At 71.0% G+C, this 23,086-nt stretch carries 23 protein-coding genes and 1 pseudogene; 13 read left to right on the top strand and 11 right to left on the bottom strand.

Translation table 11 applies throughout. The features are described from left to right. Positions 1-23: 23 nt before the first annotated feature. The 5 genes from AB0F91_RS11545 to AB0F91_RS11525 form a co-directional block, all read right to left on the bottom strand. A complete protein-coding gene (locus tag AB0F91_RS11545; protein ID WP_360596892.1) occupies positions 24-893 on the bottom strand; it encodes a sugar kinase in 870 nt (289 codons plus the stop codon). Then, positions 890-1,804 carry a pseudouridine-5'-phosphate glycosidase gene (locus AB0F91_RS11540; protein ID WP_360596890.1) on the bottom strand — a complete coding sequence of 305 codons (915 nt, stop codon included), beginning with the start codon at positions 1,802-1,804 and terminating at the stop codon, positions 890-892. The genes AB0F91_RS11545 and AB0F91_RS11540 overlap by 4 nt, the downstream gene beginning before the upstream one ends. A 9-nt stretch (positions 1,805-1,813) precedes the next feature. Further along, positions 1,814-2,125, bottom strand: a complete 312-nt coding sequence (locus tag AB0F91_RS11535; protein WP_360596889.1) for a hypothetical protein — start codon at positions 2,123-2,125, stop codon at positions 1,814-1,816. A 331-nt stretch (positions 2,126-2,456) separates the two neighbouring features. Then, complete coding sequence (locus tag AB0F91_RS11530; RefSeq protein WP_360596887.1) at positions 2,457-2,780, bottom strand: pyridoxamine 5'-phosphate oxidase family protein; 324 nt, start codon at positions 2,778-2,780, stop codon at positions 2,457-2,459. Further along, positions 2,732-2,950, bottom strand: coding sequence for a hypothetical protein (locus tag AB0F91_RS11525; protein WP_360596886.1), 219 nt, complete (start codon positions 2,948-2,950; stop codon positions 2,732-2,734). The genes AB0F91_RS11530 and AB0F91_RS11525 overlap by 49 nt, the downstream gene beginning before the upstream one ends. A 94-nt stretch (positions 2,951-3,044) precedes the next feature. On the opposite strand from AB0F91_RS11525, the gene AB0F91_RS11520 reads away from it, so the two are divergent. After that, entirely contained in the window at positions 3,045-3,287 is a 243-nt protein-coding gene (locus tag AB0F91_RS11520; RefSeq protein WP_360596885.1) for a DUF3039 domain-containing protein, read from the top strand. Positions 3,288-3,685: 398 nt separating this feature from the next. Further along, positions 3,686-4,525 (top strand): hypothetical protein, encoded by an 840-nt coding sequence (locus tag AB0F91_RS11515; protein ID WP_360596884.1) that lies wholly within the window; start codon positions 3,686-3,688, stop codon positions 4,523-4,525. Positions 4,526-4,566: 41 nt separating this feature from the next. Here AB0F91_RS11515 and AB0F91_RS11510 read toward each other — a convergent pair whose 3' ends face one another. Then, entirely contained in the window at positions 4,567-5,700 is a 1,134-nt protein-coding gene (locus AB0F91_RS11510) for a YihY/virulence factor BrkB family protein (RefSeq protein WP_360596882.1), read from the bottom strand. Positions 5,701-5,925: 225 nt separating this feature from the next. Between AB0F91_RS11510 and AB0F91_RS11505 the strand changes: the two genes are divergently transcribed. The 5 genes from AB0F91_RS11505 (at position 5,926) to AB0F91_RS11485 (ending at position 12,753) form a co-directional block, all read left to right on the top strand. Next, complete coding sequence (locus AB0F91_RS11505) at positions 5,926-7,674, top strand: DEAD/DEAH box helicase (protein ID WP_360596880.1); 1,749 nt, start codon at positions 5,926-5,928, stop codon at positions 7,672-7,674. Positions 7,675-8,099: 425 nt separating this feature from the next. Further along, positions 8,100-9,239 carry a substrate-binding domain-containing protein gene (locus AB0F91_RS11500; protein WP_360596878.1) on the top strand — a complete coding sequence of 380 codons (1,140 nt, stop codon included), beginning with the start codon at positions 8,100-8,102 and terminating at the stop codon, positions 9,237-9,239. A 96-nt stretch (positions 9,240-9,335) separates the two neighbouring features. Continuing rightward, on the top strand, positions 9,336-10,109 hold the full coding sequence (locus AB0F91_RS11495) for an ATP-binding cassette domain-containing protein (protein ID WP_360596877.1): 774 nt from the start codon (positions 9,336-9,338) through the stop codon (positions 10,107-10,109). Positions 10,110-10,129: 20 nt separating this feature from the next. Further along, positions 10,130-11,560 (top strand): ABC transporter permease, encoded by a 1,431-nt coding sequence (locus tag AB0F91_RS11490; RefSeq protein ID WP_360596875.1) that lies wholly within the window; start codon positions 10,130-10,132, stop codon positions 11,558-11,560. 56 nt (positions 11,561-11,616) lie between these two features. Next, complete coding sequence (locus AB0F91_RS11485; RefSeq protein WP_360597098.1) at positions 11,617-12,753, top strand: ROK family transcriptional regulator; 1,137 nt, start codon at positions 11,617-11,619, stop codon at positions 12,751-12,753. Positions 12,754-13,074: 321 nt separating this feature from the next. On the opposite strand, the gene AB0F91_RS11480 is transcribed toward AB0F91_RS11485, so the two are convergent. Next, a complete protein-coding gene (locus AB0F91_RS11480; RefSeq protein ID WP_204090267.1) occupies positions 13,075-13,254 on the bottom strand; it encodes a hypothetical protein in 180 nt (59 codons plus the stop codon). Positions 13,255-13,594: 340 nt separating this feature from the next. Between AB0F91_RS11480 and AB0F91_RS11475 the strand changes: the two genes are divergently transcribed. Genes AB0F91_RS11475 through AB0F91_RS11465 form a run of 3 tightly spaced genes read left to right on the top strand, consistent with a single transcriptional unit; the run spans position 13,595 to position 16,544 of the window. Next, positions 13,595-14,404: an EamA family transporter gene (locus AB0F91_RS11475; RefSeq protein WP_360596873.1), complete on the top strand. Its 810-nt coding sequence runs from the start codon at positions 13,595-13,597 to the stop codon at positions 14,402-14,404. 21 nt (positions 14,405-14,425) lie between these two features. After that, positions 14,426-15,787, top strand: a complete 1,362-nt coding sequence (locus AB0F91_RS11470) for a glutamine synthetase family protein (RefSeq protein ID WP_360596871.1) — start codon at positions 14,426-14,428, stop codon at positions 15,785-15,787. Positions 15,788-15,791: 4 nt separating this feature from the next. Next, entirely contained in the window at positions 15,792-16,544 is a 753-nt protein-coding gene (locus AB0F91_RS11465) for a hypothetical protein (RefSeq protein ID WP_360596869.1), read from the top strand. Here AB0F91_RS11465 and AB0F91_RS11460 read toward each other — a convergent pair. Together AB0F91_RS11460 and AB0F91_RS11455 are read right to left on the bottom strand one after the other, a co-directional pair. Continuing rightward, positions 16,541-17,998 (bottom strand): amino acid permease, encoded by a 1,458-nt coding sequence (locus tag AB0F91_RS11460; RefSeq protein WP_360596867.1) that lies wholly within the window; start codon positions 17,996-17,998, stop codon positions 16,541-16,543. The genes AB0F91_RS11465 and AB0F91_RS11460 overlap by 4 nt on opposite strands. A 9-nt stretch (positions 17,999-18,007) precedes the next feature. Further along, positions 18,008-18,233 (bottom strand): annotated as a pseudogene (locus AB0F91_RS11455) (helix-turn-helix transcriptional regulator); the annotation flags it as partial. A 452-nt stretch (positions 18,234-18,685) separates the two neighbouring features. On the opposite strand from AB0F91_RS11455, the gene AB0F91_RS11450 reads away from it, so the two are divergent. The 3 genes from AB0F91_RS11450 to AB0F91_RS11440 are packed head-to-tail and all read left to right on the top strand — an operon-like array spanning position 18,686 to position 20,346. Continuing rightward, on the top strand, positions 18,686-18,892 hold the full coding sequence (locus AB0F91_RS11450; RefSeq protein WP_360596866.1) for a hypothetical protein: 207 nt from the start codon (positions 18,686-18,688) through the stop codon (positions 18,890-18,892). 19 nt (positions 18,893-18,911) lie between these two features. Next, complete coding sequence (locus AB0F91_RS11445) at positions 18,912-19,310, top strand: hypothetical protein (RefSeq protein WP_360596864.1); 399 nt, start codon at positions 18,912-18,914, stop codon at positions 19,308-19,310. 55 nt (positions 19,311-19,365) lie between these two features. Then, on the top strand, positions 19,366-20,346 hold the full coding sequence (locus AB0F91_RS11440; RefSeq protein WP_360596862.1) for an aminoglycoside phosphotransferase family protein: 981 nt from the start codon (positions 19,366-19,368) through the stop codon (positions 20,344-20,346). Here AB0F91_RS11440 and AB0F91_RS11435 read toward each other — a convergent pair. Together AB0F91_RS11435 and AB0F91_RS11430 are read right to left on the bottom strand one after the other, a co-directional pair. Continuing rightward, the gene (locus AB0F91_RS11435) at positions 20,338-21,276 is read right to left on the bottom strand and encodes a DUF3592 domain-containing protein (protein WP_360596861.1); all 939 of its coding nucleotides are present in this window, start codon (positions 21,274-21,276) and stop codon (positions 20,338-20,340) included. The two genes, AB0F91_RS11440 and AB0F91_RS11435, sit on opposite strands and share 9 nt — an antisense overlap. Positions 21,277-21,352: 76 nt before the next feature. Beyond that, the gene (locus tag AB0F91_RS11430) at positions 21,353-23,050 is read right to left on the bottom strand and encodes an ABC transporter family substrate-binding protein (protein ID WP_360596859.1); all 1,698 of its coding nucleotides are present in this window, start codon (positions 23,048-23,050) and stop codon (positions 21,353-21,355) included. Positions 23,051-23,086 lie beyond the last annotated feature (36 nt).

Genomic DNA, 23,086 nt, shown 5'->3' with positions numbered 1-23,086 from the left:
CGGCACCCACGGGTTTTTCAGGCTCAGGGCTGGGGGCCGACGCGGCTCACGGCCAGCGCACCCAGCCGTGTCCCCGCGCGCAGGACGTCCACAGTGGACTGCCCGGCGAGCCACGTGGTGAGCACCCCCGCGTCGAACGCGTCGCCCGCGCCCGTGGAGTCCACGCACTCGGCCTCGACCGCCGGCACGGTGGTCACGCCGTGGGCGTCGACCCACGCGGCGCCGCCGAGGCCCGCCGTCACCACGACCGCGCCGACGGTGCCGAGCAGTTCCTTCGCCGACAGCGGATCGGCCGAACCCGTGAGCGCCACCAGCTCCTCGGTGTTGGGCATGAGCAGGTCGGTGCCGCGCACGTCGTCGAGGAACGCCGCCGGGTCGTGGATGTGCGCCGCCGCCTGCGGGTCGACCGACGTGGTGAGCCCGGCCTCCTTTGCCGCCGACAGCGCCGCGAGTCCCGCGGGCCGCGACGACGGGTCGAGCAGCACGTAGCCCGACAGGTGCAGGTGGCTCGCGCCCGCGAGCGCCTCGGGCGTCACGTCCTCGGGCCGGAACTGCTTGTTCGCGCCGCGATCGGCGAGCATGCTGCGCTGTCCTTCGGCGTCCACCATCACGACGACGCAGCACGTGGCCGCCTCGGGGTCGACCGCGAACGCGCAGCGCACGCCTGTCGCCTCCAGCTCGGCCTTGATCAGCCGGCCGCCGGAGTCGTCGCCGATGCGGGCCACCAGCGTGGTGTCGGCGCCCAGGGAACGCAGCCACAGCGCGGTGTTCGCGCCCGCGCCGCCGCCGGTGAAGCGGATCTGCGCGCGCGCGTCGCCGCCGTGGGGGAGCGGTTCGTCGTGGCGGGCGACCACGTCGAGGCCGGCGTCGCCGACCACCACGATGCCGGTCACGCGCGCACCGCCAGCGCCACGGCGACCTCGGTGGCGAGCTTGGCGTTGTCGAGCACGAGGGCTTCGTTGGCGTCGATGCTCACGCCGCCGCTCGCGGTGTGGAAGTGCTCCAGCAGCACAGGTGTCACGTCGGAGCCGTGCACGCCGCCGTCGCGCAGCTTGGCGAGCCCGTCGGCCAGTAGCCGGTCGTGCTGGTCACGGTCCATTTCGGACTCTTCCGGGATCGGGTTCGTCAGCAGCACCCCGGAATTCGCGTACGCGCGGTGCGCGGCGATCACCGCGGCGGCTTCCTTCGCGTCGTCCACGCGCCAGGCCACCGGGTGGCCCGACGAGCGGAGGTAGAACGCGGGGAACTCGTCGGTGCGGTAGCCGAGCACCGGCACGGAGTTGGTCTCCAGCACCTCCAGCGTCGCCGCGATGTCGAGCACGGACTTCACACCGGAGCACACCACGACCGTCGGCACCTTCGCGAGCACGCCGAGGTCTGCGGACACGTCCCAGCTCTGCGCCGCACCGAGGTGCACCCCGCCGAGGCCGCCGGTGGCGAAGACGCCGATCCCGGCCGCGGCGGCCAGCGCCGACGTGCCGGCCACGGTCGTCGCGCCCGAGCGGCCGAGGCCGACGGCCGGGCCCAGGTCGCGCAGCGAGAGCTTGTCCAGCCCGGCGTCCGGCGCGCACACGCGCTCCAGCTCCGCGGGCGACAGGCCGATCACCGGACGTCCGTCGAGCACGGCGATCGTGGCCGGCACGGCGCCGCCGTCGCGCACCACCCGCTCGAGGCGGTGGGCGACGTCGAGGTTGCGGGGGTGGGGCAGCCCGTGCGACAGGATGGTGCTCTCGAGGGCGACGACGGGGTGGCCGTCACGCAACGCCGAGGCGACCTCCTCGTGGAGGAAGAGTTGTGTGGTCACGGACGGACATCATCGGCGATCGCCGGCGTGCTCCCGCCAGCGGGTCAGCTCGGCCGCCAGGTTGCGCCGCGCGGCCGTCTCCCAGCGTGCCCGCGCGGTTTCGCTGCGGTACAGCAGCGGCCGGGCCAGCAGGTTCGCGAGCACCGCGGCCCGCCCGGCGGCCCACGCCCCCTCGTCGTACTGCGCGTATTCGCGGCGCACCGCGGCGGCGTACCCGGCGTAGGTCGCGCGGGTCGCGCCGAGGATCGCGAGATCGGCGTCGAGCAGCGCGGTGGCCGCTCCGTCGTCTTCCGGTGCTTCGTGGGCCGCGGTGGCGAGCACGAGGGCCTCGGCTCGCGCGACGTGCTGCGCGCGGCGCCCGCCCGGGTGAGCCAGTGGCGCAGCCAGGCGGCGCTCGCGCGTTCGTCCTCGCCCGGCACGGCGTCGTAGACCACGTCGTGCGCCCACGCGGCCAGCGCGACGGCGGCGCATTCGTCCGGACCGAGACCGCCTTCGGCGGCGAGCTGCGCACCGTCGCGCGCGACGGCCGCGGCGTGGGCGAGGTCGTGGTAGTGCCGGTGTGGTTCGCCGTAGCGCGCTTCGAGGTCGCGCCAGGCTTCGCGGGCCACGTCCTCGTCGCCGCCCACGTGTGCGACCGCGACGCCCCAGGCCGTCACCGGGAGAACTCCCAGCGCGTCGGGGAAGTCGTGAAGTCCTTCTCCCGCAAGGCGAACACTGTCTCAGGCCGCACCCGCACGGACGCGTTCACAGCCGGGTCGAGGAAGTCGGTCCCGTACACCGTCTCGTACTTGGCGTTCATCGCGTCGAGGAACTCGCGGATCTCGTCCGCGTCGGCGACGAGCTCGGCCGTGCCGCTGAGCACCACGGGCTCTTCGGGATCCTCCGTCGCGACGGACACGGCCGAGCCGGCGGCGACGTTGCGCGCCTTCACCGAGCGCAGCGACGAGGAGAACCACAGCAGCTCGCCGGTCCACACGGCCCACCGGGCATGAGGTGCGGCAGGCCCGCGGGGGTGACGGTGGCAAGCCAGTAGTCGTGGGAGGTGCGCAGCCGTTCGTCCGCCCAGTGCCACGGCAGCAGCCCGGCCGAAGCGGGTGCGATGCCGTAGCCCGGCATGTGCGGCCTGGTCGCGGTCGGTCCGTCCATGACGCGGCTCCCGCCCTCCGTGCCCGTGGGTGTACTGACGATAGTCCCGCGGCCGGTGATTCCGGCACCCGCGCGACTGAGGCATGATGGACGCGTGAGCACCGAGACGCTGACGAAGCCGGAGACCGACAGCACCGAGTCGACCGACGACGACTCCCCGAAGATGTTCCACTACGTGCGCAAGAACAAGATCGCCGAGAGCGCGGTCATGGGCACGCACGTGGTGGCGCTCTGCGGCGAGGTCTTCCCGGTCACGAAGTCGCCCAAGCCGGGTTCCCCGGTCTGCCCGGCCTGCAAGGAGATCTACGACGGCCTTCGCCCCGGAGAGGACTCCTAACCACGACGAGCAGGCCTCGACGACCCGCCCCGCGCGTGGCCGCGCAGGCACGTCCGGGCGAACAAGTCGCCGGCGCGGGGCCGGCTGTCGGCGTGCGCTCGAACGGCCGCTCGACTCGCCCGGGTGAACGTTCCCGCCCGACCCGAGCCGTCGGGCGAGGCCTGACGTGGGTGCGTCGGCCGTGCTCGTGGTGCACCGGCCCGCGAACTGCCGACGTCCGAAGCCGCCGGTCGCCGGCGCTATCTCTGCCCAACCCCTGACCCGCGCCCCGGGCGTGGCCGCGCAGGCACGTCCGGGCGAACAAACTTGAAAATCATTCACCCGTTGGCTGTGGAGCCGGGAAAGAACTGGTAGATCTGCGATCCCGCCAGTTCCTTCCCGCAGCAGGAGAGCTCCACATGCGCAGAACCGGGATCGTCCTCGCTCTCGTCGTGGTGCTCGCGGCCGCCGTGCCGGGACTCGCCCAGGCCGTCACCGGGTGGACCGCCGTCGGGTCCGACCGCGCCCGCCCGCTCGACGAGAGCCAGGGCCTCGCCACGATCGTCCGCCCGTCGGGCACCACCATCCGCTACACCGGCGTCGCCACGGTCGACGTCGGGCTGGCCGTGCAGGGCTGGAACCACGTCGGCGACCCGGGCTCGGCGCAGGGCTGGTACGTGGAGCCCTACCAGCGCGACGATCGCGGCGCGAAGCTCTTCCGCGTGCAGGCGCCCGACGGCACGCAGACCGACTACCAGCACGCGCTGGAGCCGTGGGAGGCGAGCAACAACTCGTTCGCCGCCGTCTCGCCCGACGCGCGCTGGCTGGTGGCCGGCGAGTGGGGAACGATGGACCGCCTCCTCGTGCACCCGATGCCCGGCGTGGCGTTCACCGACCCGGCGCAGAACCTGCCCTACGCGTCCGCGATCCGCCTGGACCACCAGGTCCGCGACGTGCAGGGCTGCGACTTCGTCACGGCCACACGGCTGATGTGCGCCTCCGACGACCCCGGCGGCAGCCTCTTCGGCACCACCAAGCCGCTCCTGCAGGTCGACCTCGACGGGCCGCTCTCGGGCTCCGACGTGACCGGCCACATCACGTCGCTGGGCCAGTTGCCGCTGCAGAGCGGGTGCAGCGGCACCTTCGAGGTCGAGGGCATCGACTTCGACGAGCGCGACAACACCCTGCGCGTGATCGTGATGTCGCCGGGCGTCTGCATCGCCGTGGACAGCAAGACCTGGCGGTTCCGGCAGCAGTGATCCGGTTCGTGAAGCGCACCTCTACGGAACAGGGGTGCCCTTCACGGCAGCTTGCGCACGGCGTCGTGACCGGGCCGGTCGGGCAGCTCGCCCGCCGCGTCCTCGTCCGGAACCGCTTCTTCGTGCGGCTCTTCGGGTTCGGAGTCCGCGGCGCGTTTGGGGCGACGCAACGGGATCGTGGTGCGGTCCCAGAGCTTGCGCCCTTCCTCGGCGCGCATGCGCTCGTTGGCCCGCTCCATCTCGAGCCGGCGCCACTTGCGGCGCTGGCGCCGGGTCGCCTTGGCGGGCCACAGTTCCTGGATCGCGCTGTTGAAGTAGGCGCCGAAGACCACGGCCAGGCCGATGAAGAACATCAGCAGCAGGAACGCGATCGGCGCGGCGAGCGCGCCGTAGGTGTAGCCGGTCTTAGTGATCCAGTTGAGGTAGATGCGCAACCCGATGCTGGAGACGAGGAACACGAGCATCGCGAGCACCGCGCCGGGCAGCCCGCGGTGCCAGGGCAGCCGCCGCGGCAGCGCCAGCTTGTACAGCGTGGTCAGCGCGAGCACGATCATCACGCCCAGCACGGGGTAGTAGAGGGTGCCGACCCACGCCGACACCGTGCCGCGCCAGGCCACGGGGAAGAACTCCGGCAGCAGGTCCGGCCCGATCGCCAGCAGCGGCAGCCCGACGACGAGGATCACGAGCCCGCACAGGTACAGCAGCAGCGCGAAGATCCGTTGCCACACCTCGTTGCGCACGCCGTACTGGTCGTGGGCGACGGTGATGGCGTCGACGAACGACGACATCGCCGACGAGCCCGCCCACAGCGAGATGACGAAGCCCACCGACACGATCTCGCCCTTGCCGACGGTGAGGATGCTGTTCACCGTCGGCTCGATGATCTCCTGCACCGCATTGGTGCTGAAGATGGTCCGGGAGAACGTGATGATTCGGTCGTGCACGGCCGTGACGACCCCCTGGCCGAACCACTCGCCGACGAAGCCGAGGCTGCCCAGCAGCCCGAGCAGCAGGGGCGGGAGCGAGAGCGTCTGCCAGAACGCCGCTTCGGCCGCCTCGGAGAAGATGTTGCCGTCCCACGCCTTGGCGAAGGTGCGCGTGGTGAGGCGCCACGGCCCTTTGCGCGCCGTCTTCGTCGCCGTCGCCGTCTCGGCGTCCGGTCTCACCTCACCCATGGTGGGTCCCAGCATGGTCCATTCGCGGTGATTTGGCTCGTCGCGGGTCCCCTCGCCGGGTGTGTCGGGGGACATCACCCGTGGCGGTGCCGGGCGCCGCGGCGCCCGGAAGGTAAGCTGCCCGAAGTGCCCTCACCGCAGTCGCCGGCGTCGAAGCCGGTACCACAGTGGGGGTTTTCGCACGTCACGGCCGCGACTCGCGGCCTGGGGAGGGGGTGAGCGAGGTTGTCCGAGACGACGACGCAGGGGGTCCTCGGGGCACCACCCGCCGAGCAGGACACCACCGCGCGTCCGCTGCGCGCATGGCAGCGCCGGGCGCTCACGAAGTACCTCTCGAGCAAGCCAAAGGACTTCCTCGCGGTCGCGACGCCCGGCGCCGGCAAGACCGTGTTCGGTCTCCGCATCGCCGCCGAGCTGCTGTCGGACCGCACCATCGAGGCGGTCACGATCGTCACGCCGACCGAGCACCTCAAGCACCAGTGGGCGGCCTCGGCCGCGGCGGCCGGGATCCCGATCGACTCGAACTTCCGCAACACCACGGGTGTCACTTCGTCGGACTACCTCGGCGTCGCCGTCACCTACGCGCAGGTCGCCGCGCACCCGACGCTGCACCGCGTGCGCACCGAGAACCGCAAGACGCTGGTCATCCTCGACGAGATCCACCACGGCGGCGACGCGAAGTCGTGGGGTGACGCGGTGCGCGAGGCGTTCACCCCCGCTCGCCGACGGCTGGCGCTGACCGGGACCCCGTTCCGCAGCGACGATTCGGCCATCCCGTTCGTGACCTACGAGCCCGACGCGGGCGGCTTCCAGCGCAGCAAGGCCGATCATTCGTACGGCTACGCCGACGCGCTGGCCGACGGCGTGGTCCGGCCGGTCGTGTTCCTGGCCTACTCGGGCGAGGCGTCGTGGCGGACCAGCGCGGGGGAGGAGTTCACCGCGCGGCTGGGCGAGCCGCTCACGGCCGAGCAGAACGCCCGCGCGTGGCGCACCGCGCTGGACCCGGCGGGCGAGTGGATCCCCGCCGTCCTGCAGGCGGCCGACACGCGGCTGTCGCAGGTCCGCCAAGGCGTGCCGGACGCGGGCGGTCTGGTGATCGCGACGGACCAGGAGTCGGCGCGCGCGTACGCAAAGATCCTGCAGCGCATCTCGGGGGAGATGCCGACGCTGGTGTTGTCGGACGACCCGAAGGCGTCGGGCCGGATCAAGGAGTTCTCGGAGACCAACGAGCGCTGGATAGTGGCCGTCCGCATGGTCTCCGAAGGCGTCGACGTGCCGCGCCTGGCGGTCGGCGTGTACGCCACCAGTGCCTCGACCCCGTTGTTCTTCGCCCAGGCCATCGGCCGCTACGTGCGGGCCCGCAAGAAGGGTGAGACGGCGAGCGTCTTCCTGCCCAGCGTGCCCGTGCTGCTGGAGCTCGCCAGCGAGCTGGAGGCACAGCGCGACCACGTGCTCGGCAAACCCCACCGCGAGAAGGACGGCTGGGAAGACGAGCTGCTCGCCCAGGCCAACCGCACGGAGGACGAACCGGGCGAAGAGGAGAAGGCGTTCACCTCGCTCGGCGCTTCGGCCGAGCTCGATCAGGTGATTTACGACGGCAACTCGTTCGGGACCGCCGTCTTCTCCGGCTCCGACGAGGAGCAGGAGTACCTCGGCCTGCCCGGGTTGCTCGAACCGGACCAGGTCCGCGCCCTGCTGCGCAAGCGGCAGGAGGAGCAGCTCTCCGACGAGAAGCGCCGCAAGCCGGAGGCCGAGAAGGCCGCTCCGGCGCCCGCGCGGCCCCAGTCGGTGAGCGAGCGCCTCGGCTCGCTGCGCAAGGAGCTCAACGCGCTGGTCGGCGTCTACCACCACCGCACGAAGAAGGCCCACGGCGCGATCCACAACGAGCTACGCAGGGTGTGCGGCGGCCCGCCGACCGCCATGGCGACCGTGGAGCAGCTCGAAGAGCGGATCGTCACGCTGCGTTCCTGGTGAGGCTTGCTCCGTTCGAGGGCCCGCGCGACCGTCCGGGGGCGGGGAGCGGGACGGCCCGGTCGACGCCCGAATCCTGCCCGGTTGACCGTGGCGCGTGGATCGGCCGCGCGTAACGGAATTTGTGCACCGAACGTGTCCGGGGGACTCCGCTGGGGCGCCGAGGGGCGTTCGGCTCACGAAGAGTCAGCGAAGTCGATGTCGTCACGCTCGGTGCGCACTGGCGATCACTCCGTCAGTGGATTTACCCTTTCCGGGCTGTGGTCTGGTTGTGTTGCCGAACCGTGTCCAATTGGTGTCATTTAATCGATCCAGCTATCTTCCGCGAAGCTGCTCAGCGGCATATGTTGTCGGCCACAACATATGCGCGTCGGTGCGCCGGGTCTTCCGGATCACCGCCCCGCGAGCATGATCCGGAAGGAACGAGGATGCGCAGCAGAACCCTTACCCTCCTTGCCGCCACGGTGAGCGCCGGCCTGGTGCTGACCGCGTGCGGTGCCAACTCGAACTCCGGGGGCACGGGGGACAGCTCCGCCTCCGGCTCGGCCTCCGCCCCCGCCGGCGGCGGCGCGAACGGCAAGGTCGGCGTGATCCTGCCCGAGACCGCCACCTCCGCCCGGTGGGAGGCGTTCGACAAGCCGATGCTCCAGGCCGCTCTCCAGGCCCAGGGCTTCAGCGCCGACATCCAGAACGCCCAGGGTGACAACCAGAAGTTCTCGACCCTCGCCGACGGCTTCATCAGCCAGGGCGTAAAGGTCCTGATCATCGCCCCGTCCGACCCGGCCGTCGGTGCCGCGATCGAGGCCAAGGCGAAGACCGCGGGCATCCCGGTCATCGACTACGACCGCCCGAGCCTCGGCGGTTCGGCCGACTACTACGTCTCGTTCGACAACGAGAAGGTCGGCGAGCTGCAGGGGCAGGGCATGGCCGACGCGCTGAAGGACAAGAAGGGTGCCGCGGTCGTCCAGCTCGAGGGCGCCCCGACCGACAACAACGCGACCCTGTTCGGCGACGGTCACGACAAGGTCCTCAAGCCGCTGTACCAGTCGGGCGCGCTGACGCTGGTCCAGAAGCAGCCGATCAACGACTGGGACCCGCAGGTCGGTGGCACGACCTTCGAGCAGATCATGACCCGCGTCGGCAACAAGGTCGACGGTGTCGTGGCGGCGAACGACGAGCTCGCCGGCGCGGTCATCACCGTGCTGAAGAAGAACGGCCTCAACGGCAAGGTCCCGGTCACGGGCCAGGACGCCACCGCGGCCGGCCTGCAGGCCATCCTGCGCGGCGACCAGCTCCTGACGATCTTCAAGCCGATCAAGCAGGAAGCCGACAACACCGCGAAGCTGGCTGCGGCACTGGCCAAGAACGACAAGGCCGCTGCCGACGCAATCGCCACGGGCACCCTGCACGACCCGAAGAACAACCGCGACATCAAGTCGGTCCTGCTCGCGCCGACCCTGATCACGGTGAACGACGTCAAGACGGTCATCCAGCAGGGCTACGTCAAGGCGTCCGACGTCTGCACCGGCGACGTCGCCGCCAAGTGCACCCAGTACGGCATCAGCTGATCCGTTCCGCGTAGCACCAACCCAGCAGCCGGGCCGGGACGCGTACCCCGACGACGCGTCCCGGCCCGGTACCCACGCGAGAGATATGCGAATCCCATGAGCGAGCCCATTCTCGACATCAAAGGCCTGAACAAGAGCTTCGGCCCGGTCCACGTCCTGCACGACGTGGACTTCGCCGTACGGGCGGGTGAAGTGACCGCGCTCGTCGGCGACAACGGCGCCGGCAAGTCGACGATGGTCAAGTGCATCGCCGGCATCCACCCGTACGACACGGGAACCGTGCGGTTCAACGGCCAGGAAGTCCACATCCACAGCCCGAAGGACGCGGCCGAGCTCGGCATCGAGGTCGTCTACCAGGACCTCGCGCTGGCCGACAACCTCGACATCGTCCAGAACATGTTCCTCGGCCGCGAACGCGGCAACAGCTGGCTGCTCGACGAGGCGAGCATGGAGAAGGCCGCGCGGGAAACGCTGGCCTCGCTGTCGGTGCGCACCGTGAAGTCGGTGCGCACGCCCGTCTCCGCGCTTTCCGGTGGACAGCGCCAGACCGTGGCCATCGCGAAGTCGGTGTTGTGGAACAGCAAGGTCGTGATCCTCGACGAGCCGACCGCGGCCCTCGGTGTCGCCCAGACCCGGCAGGTCCTCGACCTGGTCCGCCGCCTCGCCGAGCAGGGCCTCGGTGTCGTGCTGATCAGTCACAACATGGCCGACGTGTTCGAGGTCGCCGACCGCATCGACGTGCTGTACCTGGGCCGTCTGGTCGCCGAGGTCCAGACCAAGGACGTGACGACCAACCAGGTGGTCGAGCTGATCACCTCCGGCCGGTCGGGTGACCTCGGCCTGGCCCGCCCCGAACACGTCGTGCTGTGAGCAACGAGAAAGAACCGGTTATGACTGAGACCCCTGCCAAGCCCGCCAAGCCGGACTCGGCGAACGCGATCGCCGACTTCGGCATCGACACCACGTCGATGTCGACGGGTGAGGCGATCAAGGACTACTTCGCGCGGATGAAGGACGGCCAGCTCGGCTCGGTCCCCGCCGTGCTCGGCGTGATTGTCCTCGCGATCCTCTTCAGCTCCCTCTCCAGCGACTTCTTCACCCTGCGCAACATCGCGAACCTGCTCTCGCAGGGCGCGGGCCAGACGATCATCGCGATGGGCATCGTCTTCGTGCTGCTGCTCGGCGAGATCGACCTGTCGGCCGGTACCGCCTCCGGTGTGGCGGCCTCTCTGATGGCGTTGCACTACGTACGCAACGGCAACCTGCTCGGCTCGATGGGTGGCGGCGTCTTCATCACGTTCATCGCGGTGCTCGCGATCGCCGTGATCCTCGCCCTGCTGCAGCGGATCTGGGCCGGGGCCGCGGTCTCGCTCATCGGCATCATCGTGATCCTGATCGGAGCTCCGCAGAACGCGTGGCTCGAGATGATCATCGCGATCACCACGGGTACCGCGATCGGCTGCATCACCGGTTTCCTCGTCTCGAAGATCGGCATGCCGTCGTTCGTCGTGACCCTGGCCCTGTTCATCGTGTGGCAGGGCGTGATCCTGCAGTTCATCGGTGAGGGCGGCACGCTGCCGATCAGCACGAGCGACACCCTCAACGCGGTGGCCAACGGCAACCTGTCGGTGCTGGGCAGCTGGATCATGTTCCTCGTCGCCGCCGGTGGTTACGCGGTCATCGCGCTGGGGCAGCACTTCTCGCGGCTCAAACGCGGCCTCGTGGTGCAGCCGACACCGATTGTGCTGTTCAAGGTCGGCGTGGTCGTGGTGATCTCCGCCGTCGCCACGTACTTGCTGACGATCGACCGCTCGTCCAACGCGGCCGTGGTCATCGACGGCGTCCCGTACGTCGTCCCGATCGTGCTGGTGCTGCTGTTCGCGGGCACCTATGTGCTCAACCGCACGAAGTACGGCCGGCACCTCTACGCCGTCGGTGGCAACCAGGAAGCGGCCCGTCGCGCCGGTATCAACGTGGCGAAGCTGCGCACCAGCGTGTTCGTGATCAGCTCGTCGTTCGCGGCGATCGGCGCGATCGTGTACTCGTCGAAGATCGGCTCGGTCAACCCGCAGTCCGGTGGCCTGAACACGCTGCTGTTCGCGGTGGGCGCGGCGGTCATCGGTGGTACGTCGCTGTTCGGCGGCAAGGGCCGGATCATCGACGCGGTCATCGGTGGTGCCGTGTTGGCGATCGTGAACAACGGTCTGGGCCTGCTCCAGCAGTCCGCGGCCGTCGTGAACATCGTCACCGGTCTCGTCCTGCTGCTCGCGGCCACCGTCGACGCGCTGTCGCGGCGCCGAGCGGCTGCGTCGGCACGCTGACGCCCGATGCCACGGTCAAGCCGGTGACGAGCTCGTCCGTCGCACGACCCGACGAGGTGCGCCGGCACAACCGCACGACCCTGCTCCGCCTGCTGCACGTCGGCGGACCGAGCACCCGGGCGACCCTGGCGGCGGAGCTGGGCCTCAACCGGAGCACGATCAAGACCCTCGTCGACGGGCTCGCAGAAGCGGGCGTCGTCGAGGAGAAGGTGCCGAGGCCGGGACGAGGGGCGGGCCGCCCCTCGCTCCTGGTCCTGCCCCAGCCGCACGCGGCGGTCGTGCTCGCGGTCGACCTGCAGGTCGAGCACGTGGCGATCGCGCTCGTGGGGCTGGGCGGCCAGATCCTCGGCCGCAACAGCTGGAACCTGCGCGGCCGGATGCGCGAGGCCGACGAGGTGATCACGCACGTGATCGAGTCGACCGCCGTGCTGGCCGGCGACCTCGGGGTCACGCCCGTGGCCGTCGGGGTGTCGGTGCCCGGGGTCGTGCGGCGCGCCGACGGCCACGTGCACGAGGCGCCGAACCTGCGCTGGACCGACGTCGCCCTCGGCGAGCGTCTGTCCAGCGTGCTGCGCATCCCCGTGCTGGTCGGCAACGACGCCGAGCTCGGCGCCGTCGCCGAGCACCTGCGCGGAGCCGCCCGCGGATCGTCCGACGCCGTGTTCGTGTCCGCCGATGTCGGTGTCGGTGGCGGCGTCATCGCCCAGGGCTCGTCGTTGCGGGGCGGCGCGGGCTACGTCGGGGAGATCGGCCACATGGTCGTCCGCCCGGGCGGACGACCCTGCTACTGCGGCAGCAGTGGCTGCTGGGAGACCGAGATCGGCGAGGCGGCCCTGTGCCGGGCCTTGGGTCTGCCGGAGGACACCGCACGCGGCGCGATCCTGTTCGAGCTGCGGGAGCTGGCCCGCGACCCCGAGGCGGCCCTCACGCGGCTCGCGGAGTTCGCCGAGTGGCTCACGCTCGGCCTCGTCAACGTGGTCAACCTGCTGGGCCCGCAGCTCGTCGTGCTGGGCGACCTGCTCACGGTGCTGCCGGAGTCGGTGATCCGCTCCGTGGGCGCCGAGGTCCGCCGACGCAGCCTGGTGAGCCGGGCCGTCGGCGGCACGCGGATCGTGAGCTCGGCGCTGGGCGCCGACGTGAAGCTGCTGGGCGCCGCCGAGGTGGCGTTCGAGGTCGTCCTCGACACGGTCTAGGCAGTTCCGTGAAGGGCACCTCGGCGGCCGCCGAGGTGCCCTTCACGGTGCCGTTCACGGACTGCCCGGCGATTACCCGCGGTGAATTGCCGGATGTGGCGTTTGCCACGGAAGTACCCGGTATTCGGTTTCGGTCCGGTTTCGGACCGGACAGGAATTGTCAATTCCGCACCTGGTGCAGAACGTGAAGTTGCAAGCGGCGAAGTCGCCGGGTTCCGGTTTCACCGCGAATGGGCCTCGATACGCCGAAGGCGGCAGGTGCATCGGGCACCTGCCGCCTCCGGGGCCGAGAAGTTCGTCTCGGCGTGGTCTTCGAGACCCCTACTTCTGGATCTCCGCGGCCAGTTCCTTGAGCTTGGCCTCGTGCTCACGGGCGTGGTGCCCGCAGAAGAGCAGCTCACCTCCGGAGCTGAGGACGGCGCGTACCTGAGCCGCAGCCCCGCACCGGTCGCATCGGTCGGCGGCGGTCAATTCGGGGCGGGTGAGCGTGGGTGATGTCATGGGGGTCTCCCTCCGTCCCGGTACTGGTGACCCAGTACCTCGATCCAGCTACGCCCACTTCGGAAGTGATGCCCTCGGCGGGATCGCCTCCGGCTCCGTGGTGTTCGTGCTTCCACTGTTCCAGACGTTTCGCCGCCCGCAAGTGTTCCCGCACCGGTGGGACCTGTGTCACGCCGATTTACCCCAGTTGTCGTAGTCCCGTCCCGCCCCTTAGGACGAGGGTGCCTGTGCGTAGCCGTTTTCCGAGGTCAGGCACCATGCGCGAGTGGGTTCTGTGCTATCCGGAAAACGTGCGCCGGCCATTCCGGCCCCGGTCTTGTTCGTTCTCAGCGGAATTTCGATGTATGCCGGAGCGGCCATCGCAGTCGGGCTTTTCGGGCACGCCTCGCCGTCGGGAGTGGCCTGGCTGCGCTGCCTGGGCGCCGCCGTGGTGCTGCTCGCCTGGCGCCGGCCCGCCCGCGCCGCCTGGCGGGGACGGCGGTTCCTGCTCGCCGCTGCGTTCGGCGTGGTCACCGCGGTCATGAACGTGGCCTTCTACGAGGCCATCGCCCGGCTCCCGCTCGGCACGGTCGTGGCGCTGGAGTTCGCCGGGCCCGTGGTCGTGGCGGCCGTGGGGTCGCGGACGCGCCGCGATCTCGGCGCGCTGGCGCTGGTGACCGTCGGCGTCGTCGCGATCGCCGACGTGCGGCTGGAGGGCAGCGCGCTGGGTGTCGGGTTCGCCCTGGCCGCCGCGGCCGCGTGGGCCGGGTACATCGTGCTGGGCAAGCGCGTCGCGGTGGCCGGCGACGGTGTGGACAGCCTCGCGGTGGGCTTCGCCGTGGCCACCGTCGTGCTCTCGCCGCTGGCGCTCGGCACGGGTGAGGTGTGGTCTTCGCCACGTATGCTGCTGCTCGGCATCGGCGTGGGCGTGCTTTCGACGGTGGTGCCCTACGTACTCGACCAGTTCGTGCTGCGGCGCGTGGGCCGAGCCGGCTTCGCGGTGCTGCTGGCGCTGCTCCCGGTCACGGCCGGCGTCACGGGGTACGTGCTGCTCGCGCAGGTGCCGAGCCTGCCGGAGGCGCTGGGCACGCTCGCGGTGGTCGCCGGGGTCGCGCTGCGCCGCAGGGACGAGCCCGCGGTCGACGATGCCTCGCCGGAGCCGCGATACTGACCCGAACCCCCGGAGGTGGCGATGACCAAGGCGGCGTCGGCGGTCGCGAAGGACCTGGCCTTGTCCGGGGTGCGCGGGGTCCACCTCTCCTGGGCCGACAACAACGGCATTCCGCGCTCGCGCATCGTGCCCATCCACGGCCTCGCGGGCGCCGCCATCCGCGGCGTGGGCGCGACCTCGCTGTTCGCCGTGTTCGACAGCCACGACGCCATCACCTACGGCCACACGGGCCTGGCGACGCCGTCCGGCGACATCCGCCTCGTGCCGGTGCTGGAACGCCTGCGGCGCCTCGCCGGCCAGCCCGCGCTCGCCTGGGCGCCCGCGCGGCAGGTCGCCGCCGACGGCTCGCCCTGGCCCTACTGCCAGCGCTCGGTGCTGGAGCGCCAGGTCGCGGAGGCCGGCCGCCGGGGGCTGGAATTCCGGGCCGGCTACGAGCTCGAGTTCGCCGTGGCGCCCGCGGGCAGCACCGATGTCGTCTCGGCTCCGGGGCACCCCGGTCCCGCCTACAGCCCGCACGCGCTCGTCGGCCTCGACGGGTTCGTCGCCACCCTCCTGCACGACTTCGCCGCCAACGGCCTGGAGATCGGCCAGCTGCACGCCGAGTACGGCGTGGCCCAGCTGGAGCTGTCGCTGGCGGCCGCCGATCCGGTGTCGGCCGCGGACGACCAGCTCCTGGCCCGCCAGACCATCCACGCCGCTGCGCACGCCCACGGCCTCGCCGTGAGCTTCGCGCCGCTGGTCAGCCTCGCGGCGGCCGGCAACGGCTGGCACCTGCACACCTCCGTGCGGCGCCGCGGCCGCAACCTGCTCGCGGGGGAGGGCCGGCCCGGCGATCTCGTCGGCGAGGGTGCCGCCTACCTCGGCGGCCTGCTGCGCGATCTGCCCGCCCTGACGGCCGTCACGGCCCCGAGCGTGCCCTCCACGCTCCGGCTGCGCCCCGGCTACTTCGCCGGCGCGTACGCGTTCTGGGGCGTGGAGAATCGCGAAGCGCCCCTGCGGTACGTGCCGGACTCGGCGCTACTCGGCCCGGACCACGCGAACGTCGAGCTCAAGACCTCCGACGCGTCGGCCAACCCGTACCTCGCGCTGGCGGTCGTGCTGGCGGCCGGAATGGCCGGCATCGAGGACCGCGCCCCACTGCCCGAACCGATCGCCGAGGACCCGGGCGGCTGGACGGCGGGCGAACGCGAGACCCGCGGCGTCCTGCCGCTGCCCGCGAACCCCGCCGACCAGGCCGCGGCGCTGCTCGCGTCGCCCCGCGTCTCGGGCGCCCTCGGCGACGACCTGCTGGGTGCTTTCCGCGCGGTCCGCGCGTCCGACGCGGCGTGGGCCGCGGACCGCACGCCGGAGGAAATCGTCGCGGCCCACGCTTGGCGGTACTGACCGCGTGGCCGAGCTCTCCGCCGTGCACTGGTTGCCCGGCGCCGCGCGGCTCATCGCCGAAGCACGCGCCGAGCTGCCGCAGAAGGACGGGCTCTCGGCCGCCTTCGCGGCGCTGGCCGTGTTGCGGGCGGCCGGCTGCGCCGTCGCGGACCAGGACGAGGTCGCGGCGGCGGCCGGCACTGTGCGCGCGCCGGGCGAACCGCCGTCCGGGGCGAAGAACCGCGACGACTTCCGGCTGCCCGTCCCGTGCGACGCCGCGACGGCGGGTACTGAGCCGGAAGCGCTGGCCGCCGCCGTGGAAGCGTTGTCGGGCAAGCGGTTGCGGGTCGTACCGGCAGTGGGGGAGTGGTCCCCGCGGGCGCTGGTCGACCTGCTGGTGGCGCTGTGGGACCTGCCGCGCGTGGCGGTGCTCGCGCGGCTGGACCCGGCCGAGCTGGGCTCACCCGACACCCCGGAACGCGCGTTGCTCGACTACCTCCACAGCGGCGTCCCTCCCTTGTGGACGAACCGGTGGCGCCCGCCCGGCCACCACCACCTTCTGGTGGCCGGCGTGCGGATCGGCGCGGAGGGCACGCTGCTGTCCGTTGTGGACACCTACGCCGTGCTGGGGGACAACGGGATCCACGACCAGCCGGTGGAATGGGTCACGGCCGCACTGGCCACCTCGGGAGTACTGCTGCTCGTCGCGGACGCGGCCCACGCCGGCGAGCTCGCCCAAGCGGTCGCCGGCGCGGGCCTGCGGCCCGGCTTCGTCTAGGTGGTCGACTCGGTCCGCTTGTCCGGTGCGAGGCGGGAGTGCTTGCGGCCGTAGAAGAAGTAGATCAGCAGCCCCAGCACGAGCCACGCGGCAAAACGGATCCAGGTGAGCACGTCGAGGTTCAGCATCAGGTAGAAGCACGCCACGGCGGCGATGATCGGGACCACGGGGGAGAACGGCACGCTGAACGGCCGCTTCAGGTCCGGGCGGCGCTTGCGCAGCACCGGTACGGCCAGCGCCACGATGATCATCGCCGAGAGGGCGCCGATGCTGACCATGTCGGACAGCGCGGAGATCGGCACGAACGCGGCGAGCACCGCGATGAGCACGGCGCCCAGGATGGTCATGCGATGCGGGGTGCCCCAGCGGGGGTGGGTGGTGCCGATGGCCTTGGGCAGCAGGCCGTCGCGGCCCATCGCGAAGCCGATGCGGCCGATGGTCACCAGTTCGACCATCATCACCGACGTCAGGCCGGTCACCGCGCCGAGCGAGATCAGCGCGCCGACCCAATGCTGGCCGACGCTGTCGAACGCGGCCGCGAGCGGGGCGCCGGTGTCGATGTCGGTGAACGGGATCATCCCCGTGAGCACGATCGAGACGGCGATGTAGAGCACGGCGCACACGGCCAGCGCGCCGAGGATGCCCACGCGCAGGTCCTTGCGCGGGTTGACGGTCTCCTCGCCGAGGTTGGCCAGCGCTTCGAACCCGGTGTAGGCGAAGAACACCACGGCCGCGGCGGTCACGACACCCGCGATGCCGTACACGGACTGCTCGAGGCCGAGCGCGGCCTGCACCACTGGCTGTTCCAACACGCCCGAGCCACCCGAGGGCGGCTGCGCTGGCGGGATGAACGGCGTGAGGTTGGCGCCCTTGATGAAGAACACGCCCACCACGACGATGAGCACGCACACCGCGACCTTCACGCACACCAGCAGGTTGGTGAGCCACGCGGATTCCTTGATCCCCAGCACGGCCACCACCGTCAGCACGGCGATGATGATCACCGCGCCGATGTTGACCTTCGCGTCCTCACCGAACCAGGTGGGCGGCAACCCGAGCAGGTTCGCCAGGTACCCGGACCACCCGCGCGACACGACGGCGGCGCCGAGCGCGAACTCCAGCAGCAGGTCCCAGCCGATGATCCACGCGAACACCTCGCCGAGCGTGGCGAACGCGTAGGTGTAGGCGCTGCCGGCCGTCGGCACGCTGGAGGCCAGTTCGGCGTAACAGAGCGCCGCGAGCCCGGCCACGATCGCGCCGATCACGAACGACAGCGTGACCGCCGGCCCGGCGTGGGTCTTGGCCTCGACGCCGGCGAGCGTGAAGATCCCGGTTCCGATGATGATCCCGACGCCGAACCCCACCAGGTCGCGTCCCCTGAGCCGCCGCTTCAGCTCGCCCGAGTCCTGTCGCTTCAGGACCTCGTCCACGTCCAACGTTCTCCGCACACCCATGGAAGAACGTTAAAAGCTCACCGGCCGGCCTGCAGATCGGCAGCTCGGCGCGGACTTCAAGTCCAGTGGGCGCCCTCCTTCCTGGGCGAGGATCGCGGCCTGCACCCGCGAACGGAGGCCGAGTTTCGTGAGCACACGCGACACGTGCGTCTTCACCGTCGTCTCGCCGATGTGCAGGCGGGTGCCGATCTCGGCAGCCCAGCACCTCGCGTTCGCGGTCGGTCAGGTCGTCGAGCCCCGAGGGCGCGGTGACCGTGCTCCCGGTGCGCGCGGCCGCCGAACGCAGCTCGTTGGCGATCTCGACGGTGAGCATGCCGCCGTCGTAGCGCAGGTCCACCACCCACCCACCCGCCCGCCCGCCCGGTGCGTGCTTCACCGCTTTGGTGAGCGCTTCCTGCGCGATCCGGTACGTGGTGAGGCGGGCAGGCGGGCGGAGGAGTCCACTCGGGATTCCACGACGACCTCCGTCCCGTGGCGCGCGCGGATTCCACCAGCCGCACAGCTCGGCGAGCTGTGCGTGGGCGGTGGTCTCGTACTCGTCGTCGTCGCGCTCCGACGCGGCGCGCAGCAGGCCGATCATCGTCCGTATCTCGTCGAGCGCGCGCACGCTGTTCTCCCGTACGGCTTCCAGCACCGCGAGCTGTTCGGCAAGAAGGACGAGCCGACGCGGCAGGAGAAGGTGACCGCGTGACCGAGGTCCTCGGCTTCCTGCTCGTGATTCAGGGGCCGGCGGGCTCGTCACCGGGTCGCCGGCTCGACGAACCCCAGCTGGTTCGTGCAGCTGCACCTGCTGCCCCTCGGCTACACATCGCGGCCGGCGGCGTGATGCTCGCGGTGGGCGCGGCCGTGCTGTTCGCGGGACAGACCGGAAAACGCCGGCGCGATCACCTGTGACGCGGCTTACACTGGATGCGTGGCCGAAGCGACCGGCAGCGTGGCCGGGCCTCTCGTCCTCTTCGCCGTGGTCAGCATTGCCCCCTCGGCGCTCTTCTGGTGCGCGCTGCGCGTGCCCGCCGTCTACCGCTGGCTGCGCGACCGCCGCCGCGAGCAGCCGCGCCCGGCGGGCCCGCCCGTCGAACGCCTCTCCGCGGACCTGCGGCGGGTGCACCGCGTGCTCGCCTCCTACCCGTCCGGCACACCGGCCGCCCGGCGCATCGGCACCCGCCAGGCCTACGACGAGCTGCTCCAGACGGCCTGCCGCGCGGTCGGCGTCGAGCACCGGCTCGAGTCGCTGCCCGAGGGCATCGACCGCGATCTCGAACGGCTGCGCGTCGAGGAGTCGCTGCGGCGCGAGGGCCTGGCGGTGCCCTGAGCGGCCGGGGTGAGACTCGTGATCGGCGCCGCCACCGGGCTGCCAGGATGAGCCTATGGACTTCCGCCCCCTCGACCGCCCGATCGGGGCGTTCCAGCAGCAGCTCGGCCCCGAGCAGATCGAAGCGGTGTGCCAGCGCGTGTTCGGGCCCGCGACCGTGGTCCGCGCCGCGACCGAGCTGGGCTGGGGCGGCTACAACACGACGTATCGCGTGGAGCTCGCCGACGGGCCGGTGATCCTGCGCGTGGCCCCCGAGCCCGCGCGCCAGGCGCGGACCGAGTGGCAGTTCATGCGCAACGAGTACATCGCGGCGCCCTACTTCGCGCCCATCGCGCACCTGCTGCCGCGCACGATCGCGGCCGACTTCACCCACGAGGTGCTCCCGCGCGACTACGTGGTGCAGGCCGTGCTCACCGGCCGCGCCGGGCCCGACGTCCTGCCCGGCCACCCGCCGGCCGAGCGCGGGCCGTTCTTCCACGAGCTGGGCCGCCTCACGCGCCTGGTGCACGACGTGCGCGGGCCCGGCTTCGGTCCGGTCGCGGGACCGCACTTCGCCACGTGGAGCGAAGCGCTGGTCGCGTTCTTCGCCGACGCCGCGCTCGACCTGGAGGACCGCGGCCTCGACGCCGCCGACGTGCGGGAGATCGGCAAGCTCGCCGCCCTCGACTCGGCGCTGCTCGACGAGGTCGCCGAACCGCGCCTGCTGCACGGTGACCTGTGGACGGTGAACGTGATGCTCGCCGACGACCTCCGCGTCACCGGCGTCTACGACCACGACCGCAGCTGGTGGGGCGACCCGGCGGCCGACTGGCCGATCCGCATGGCGCTGGCCAAACCCGGCACGGAGCGCGACGAGTTCTGGCAGGCCTACGGCCCGCTCGACACCTCGTCTGAGGCCCGGCGGCGCATGCTCTACTACCGCGCCCGGCACCTCGGTGCGCTGCGGCTGGAGCGCCACCGCCTCGACCAGGCGAAGCAGCTCGCGGACTCCTACGACGAGCTGACCGCCGTCCTCGCGGAGCTGGGCTCAGACTGACGGGTCGGAGCCGCGCAGCGCCGCCCACCAGAACCCGAACGCGGCGACGAGCACGGTGACCACGAGCCAGCCGCTGAAGCCGCTGCCGTCGACGAAAGCCCAGAACGCCCCGACGATCGGGGCGACGGCCAGCACCGGCAGGTCGGCGCGGAACTGGCGGGCCAGCGACACCGGGCGCGCCGCGGCGAGCGCGCGGTCCTCGTCCGGCTCGGCGGGGTTGTCGGTGCGGCGGCCGCGCGGCTCGGTGGCCCGCACCGAGCCGGCCGAGTACAGCAGCTCCTCGCCCACCTCGACGGCGACGAGCCGGTCGCGGCGCACGTCGCCGCGGATCACGACCTTCGCCGGCGCGGCCAGGCCGATCAGGGTGGGGGAGAAGTACACGGGGATCCAGCGCGGTGACGCCGTCTCGGTTTCGAGCCAGGACCGCGTGAGCAGACCGCGTTGCACCTTCACCCGCCGCACCGGGATCGGTGACGTCGACGCCGCGGCCCGCGCAGGCCGGACGAAGCGCGTGAAGAACAGGAAGAGGTCAACGGCCAGCACCGCGGCGGCCGCGACCACCGTCACCGTGGCGTAGGTCGTCGCGCGGTCGGCGGTCACGATCGGGGTGGCGTCGCGGATCAGCGCGCGGGAGGGCTGCGCGGGGTCGTACAGCACGGGCACGCTCGTGCCGGTCTTCGGCGCCGAGCTGTCGAGCTGCACGTCGGCCGTCGCCTCGGACCCGCCAGCCACCGGGAAGCGCACGGTCGCCGAACCGTCGCCGCCGCGCACCACGGTGCCCGTGGCCTGCGCCGTGATGCCCCGGACCTCGGCCTGCGCGTGGGAGAACTCCAGCAGCTGCAGCACGAACACCGCCGCGCACACGAGCAGCGCCACGGCGCTCGTCACGACGACGTGGCGCACCGGCCGCAGCCGCAGGAAACTCCGCATGCGTTCCACCTTAGGTGTCTACAAAGGAAAGAGCGGCGCGGGCCGGGGCCCGCGCCGCTCTCCCAGGGGTACAGACTTACTTCACGAAGCCGATCTTGGTGTAGTCGTACGGCGTGTTCGCGTAGCCCGGCGAACCGAAGTTGCCCAGGGTCTTGCGCACGGCGAAGGCACCCGGCGACTGGAAGATCGGGAGCTGGTGGCCCAGCGCCCAGATCTCCTTGTCGGCGGCGTTGATGTCCGCGGCCCGCTTCGTGTCGTCCAGTTCCTGCGCCGCGGTGTCGAGCAGCTGGTTCAGCTTGTCGTCACCGATGCGGCCGTAGTTCTGGTTGATGTTCTTCGGGTCGAGGTAGTAGATGCCCTTGCTGCCGCCGATCGGGAACGAGTTCGACAGCCAGCGGAACAGCGTCAGGTCGAAGTTGCCGACGTTGACGTAGTTCTTGAAGAACTCGGTGCTCGGCACGGCCTGGATGTCCAGCCCGACACCGATCGCCTTGAGCTCCGACTGCATGATCTGGCCGGTCTGCTGGCTGATCGGAGTCGCCGAGGGGATCACCAGGCGCAGCTTGAGCTGCTTGCCGTCCTTGGCGCGCAGGTCACCGGACTGCTTCCAGCCCAGCTTGTCCAGGTCGGCCTTCGCGGCGTCGGCGTTGAACTTGTACGGCCCCGAGTTGTCCTCGTAGGTCTTGGAACCCTTGAGGTACAGGTGGTTGCCCAGCGGCGTGGTGTCCTTCTGCATCTGGCCGAGGATCGCCTTGCTGATCGAGACCGTGTCGATGCCCTTCATGATCGCCACGCGCAGATCCTTGTCGGCCAGGATCGCGCCCGACGCGCCGTTGAAGGTCACGTGCGTGTAGTCCGGGTTGTTGGACTGGCGAATGACCGTGTTGGGGTCGGCCTGCGCGCGCTTGAAGGCGTTGATGTCGTTGTTGAGGTTGTAGAAGTCGATCTGGCCGTTGGCGAAAGCGTCCGGCAGCGCGGCGCGCTCCACGACCTTGTAGGTCACGGTGTCCAGCTTCGGCTTCGGGCCCCACCAGTTTGGGTCACGCTCGAAGACCACGGTCTTGCCGGTCGCGTCGATGCTCTTGACCTTGAACGGGCCCGCGGTGATCGCCGGCTTGGCGGCCCAGCCCTTGTTGAAGGTGTCCGGGTCGGCGTTCAGTTCCTTGGGATAGAGCGGGCTGAACAGCGACTTCCACTCCGCGAACTTCTTCGCGAAGGTGATCTTCACGTCCTGGTCGTCAGTGCCCTTCTCGACCTTGGCGATGTCCTCGTACCCGGTGGTACCGGACACCTGGTAGGCCGGGTCCTTGCCGTTGAGCACCTTGGCCTGCGCGGCGTAGTCCTCCCACGAGAACTGCCGGCCGTTGCTCCACTTGGCCTTCGGGTTGATCTTCAGCTCGATGACCTGCGGGTCGGTGCTGATGACCTCGGCCGAGGTGAGGTAGCTCGGGTCGACACCCACCGTCGCGTCCGCGTTCTGCGGGAACGGGTAGGGGATGATGGCGCCGTCCATGTAAGCGCCGTCGGCCACCGTGCCGTCGACCTCGTTGTAGTTCCAGTTGTCGGGCAGCTGGTCGACCGGCCACTTGAAGTCGCCGCCGTCCTTGAGCTGGTCGACCGGCATCGCGTTGATGTCCGCGGTCTTGACCTGCTGGGTGCCGGCGTCCTGCAGTCCGCTGTTGCCACCACTGGAGGAGCCGCCGCCACAAGCGGCGAGCAGGAGCCCCAGAGCGGCAACGGGAGCCACGAGCGTGGCCATACTCCGTCGCATCATGTTTACCTTTCTTTCCCTGTGTGCCAACGGATGCGT

Source organism: Amycolatopsis sp. NPDC023774, assembly GCF_040639695.1.
In the GTDB taxonomy this organism is placed as follows: domain Bacteria; phylum Actinomycetota; class Actinomycetes; order Mycobacteriales; family Pseudonocardiaceae; genus Amycolatopsis.
The sequence above is the reverse complement of the archived record's forward strand: the minus strand, read 5'-3'. Positions and strand labels throughout refer to the sequence as shown.

Coding starts and splice junctions, on each gene's coding strand:
- AB0F91_RS11435 (WP_360596861.1), bottom strand. CDS start 21,276: ATGCGGAGTTTCCTGCGGCTGCGGCCGGTGCGCCACGTCGTCGTGACG.
- AB0F91_RS11475 (WP_360596873.1), top strand. CDS start 13,595: ATGTATGCCGGAGCGGCCATCGCAGTCGGGCTTTTCGGGCACGCCTCG.
- AB0F91_RS11440 (WP_360596862.1), top strand. CDS start 19,366: ATGGACTTCCGCCCCCTCGACCGCCCGATCGGGGCGTTCCAGCAGCAG.
- AB0F91_RS11430 (WP_360596859.1), bottom strand. CDS start 23,050: ATGATGCGACGGAGTATGGCCACGCTCGTGGCTCCCGTTGCCGCTCTG.
- AB0F91_RS11460 (WP_360596867.1), bottom strand. CDS start 17,998: ATGGGTGTGCGGAGAACGTTGGACGTGGACGAGGTCCTGAAGCGACAG.
- AB0F91_RS11470 (WP_360596871.1), top strand. CDS start 14,426: ATGACCAAGGCGGCGTCGGCGGTCGCGAAGGACCTGGCCTTGTCCGGG.
- AB0F91_RS11480 (WP_204090267.1), bottom strand. CDS start 13,254: ATGACATCACCCACGCTCACCCGCCCCGAATTGACCGCCGCCGACCGA.
- AB0F91_RS11490 (WP_360596875.1), top strand. CDS start 10,130: ATGACTGAGACCCCTGCCAAGCCCGCCAAGCCGGACTCGGCGAACGCG.
- AB0F91_RS11495 (WP_360596877.1), top strand. CDS start 9,336: ATGAGCGAGCCCATTCTCGACATCAAAGGCCTGAACAAGAGCTTCGGC.
- AB0F91_RS11500 (WP_360596878.1), top strand. CDS start 8,100: ATGCGCAGCAGAACCCTTACCCTCCTTGCCGCCACGGTGAGCGCCGGC.
- AB0F91_RS11515 (WP_360596884.1), top strand. CDS start 3,686: ATGCGCAGAACCGGGATCGTCCTCGCTCTCGTCGTGGTGCTCGCGGCC.
- AB0F91_RS11525 (WP_360596886.1), bottom strand. CDS start 2,950: ATGGACGGACCGACCGCGACCAGGCCGCACATGCCGGGCTACGGCATC.
- AB0F91_RS11510 (WP_360596882.1), bottom strand. CDS start 5,700: ATGGGTGAGGTGAGACCGGACGCCGAGACGGCGACGGCGACGAAGACG.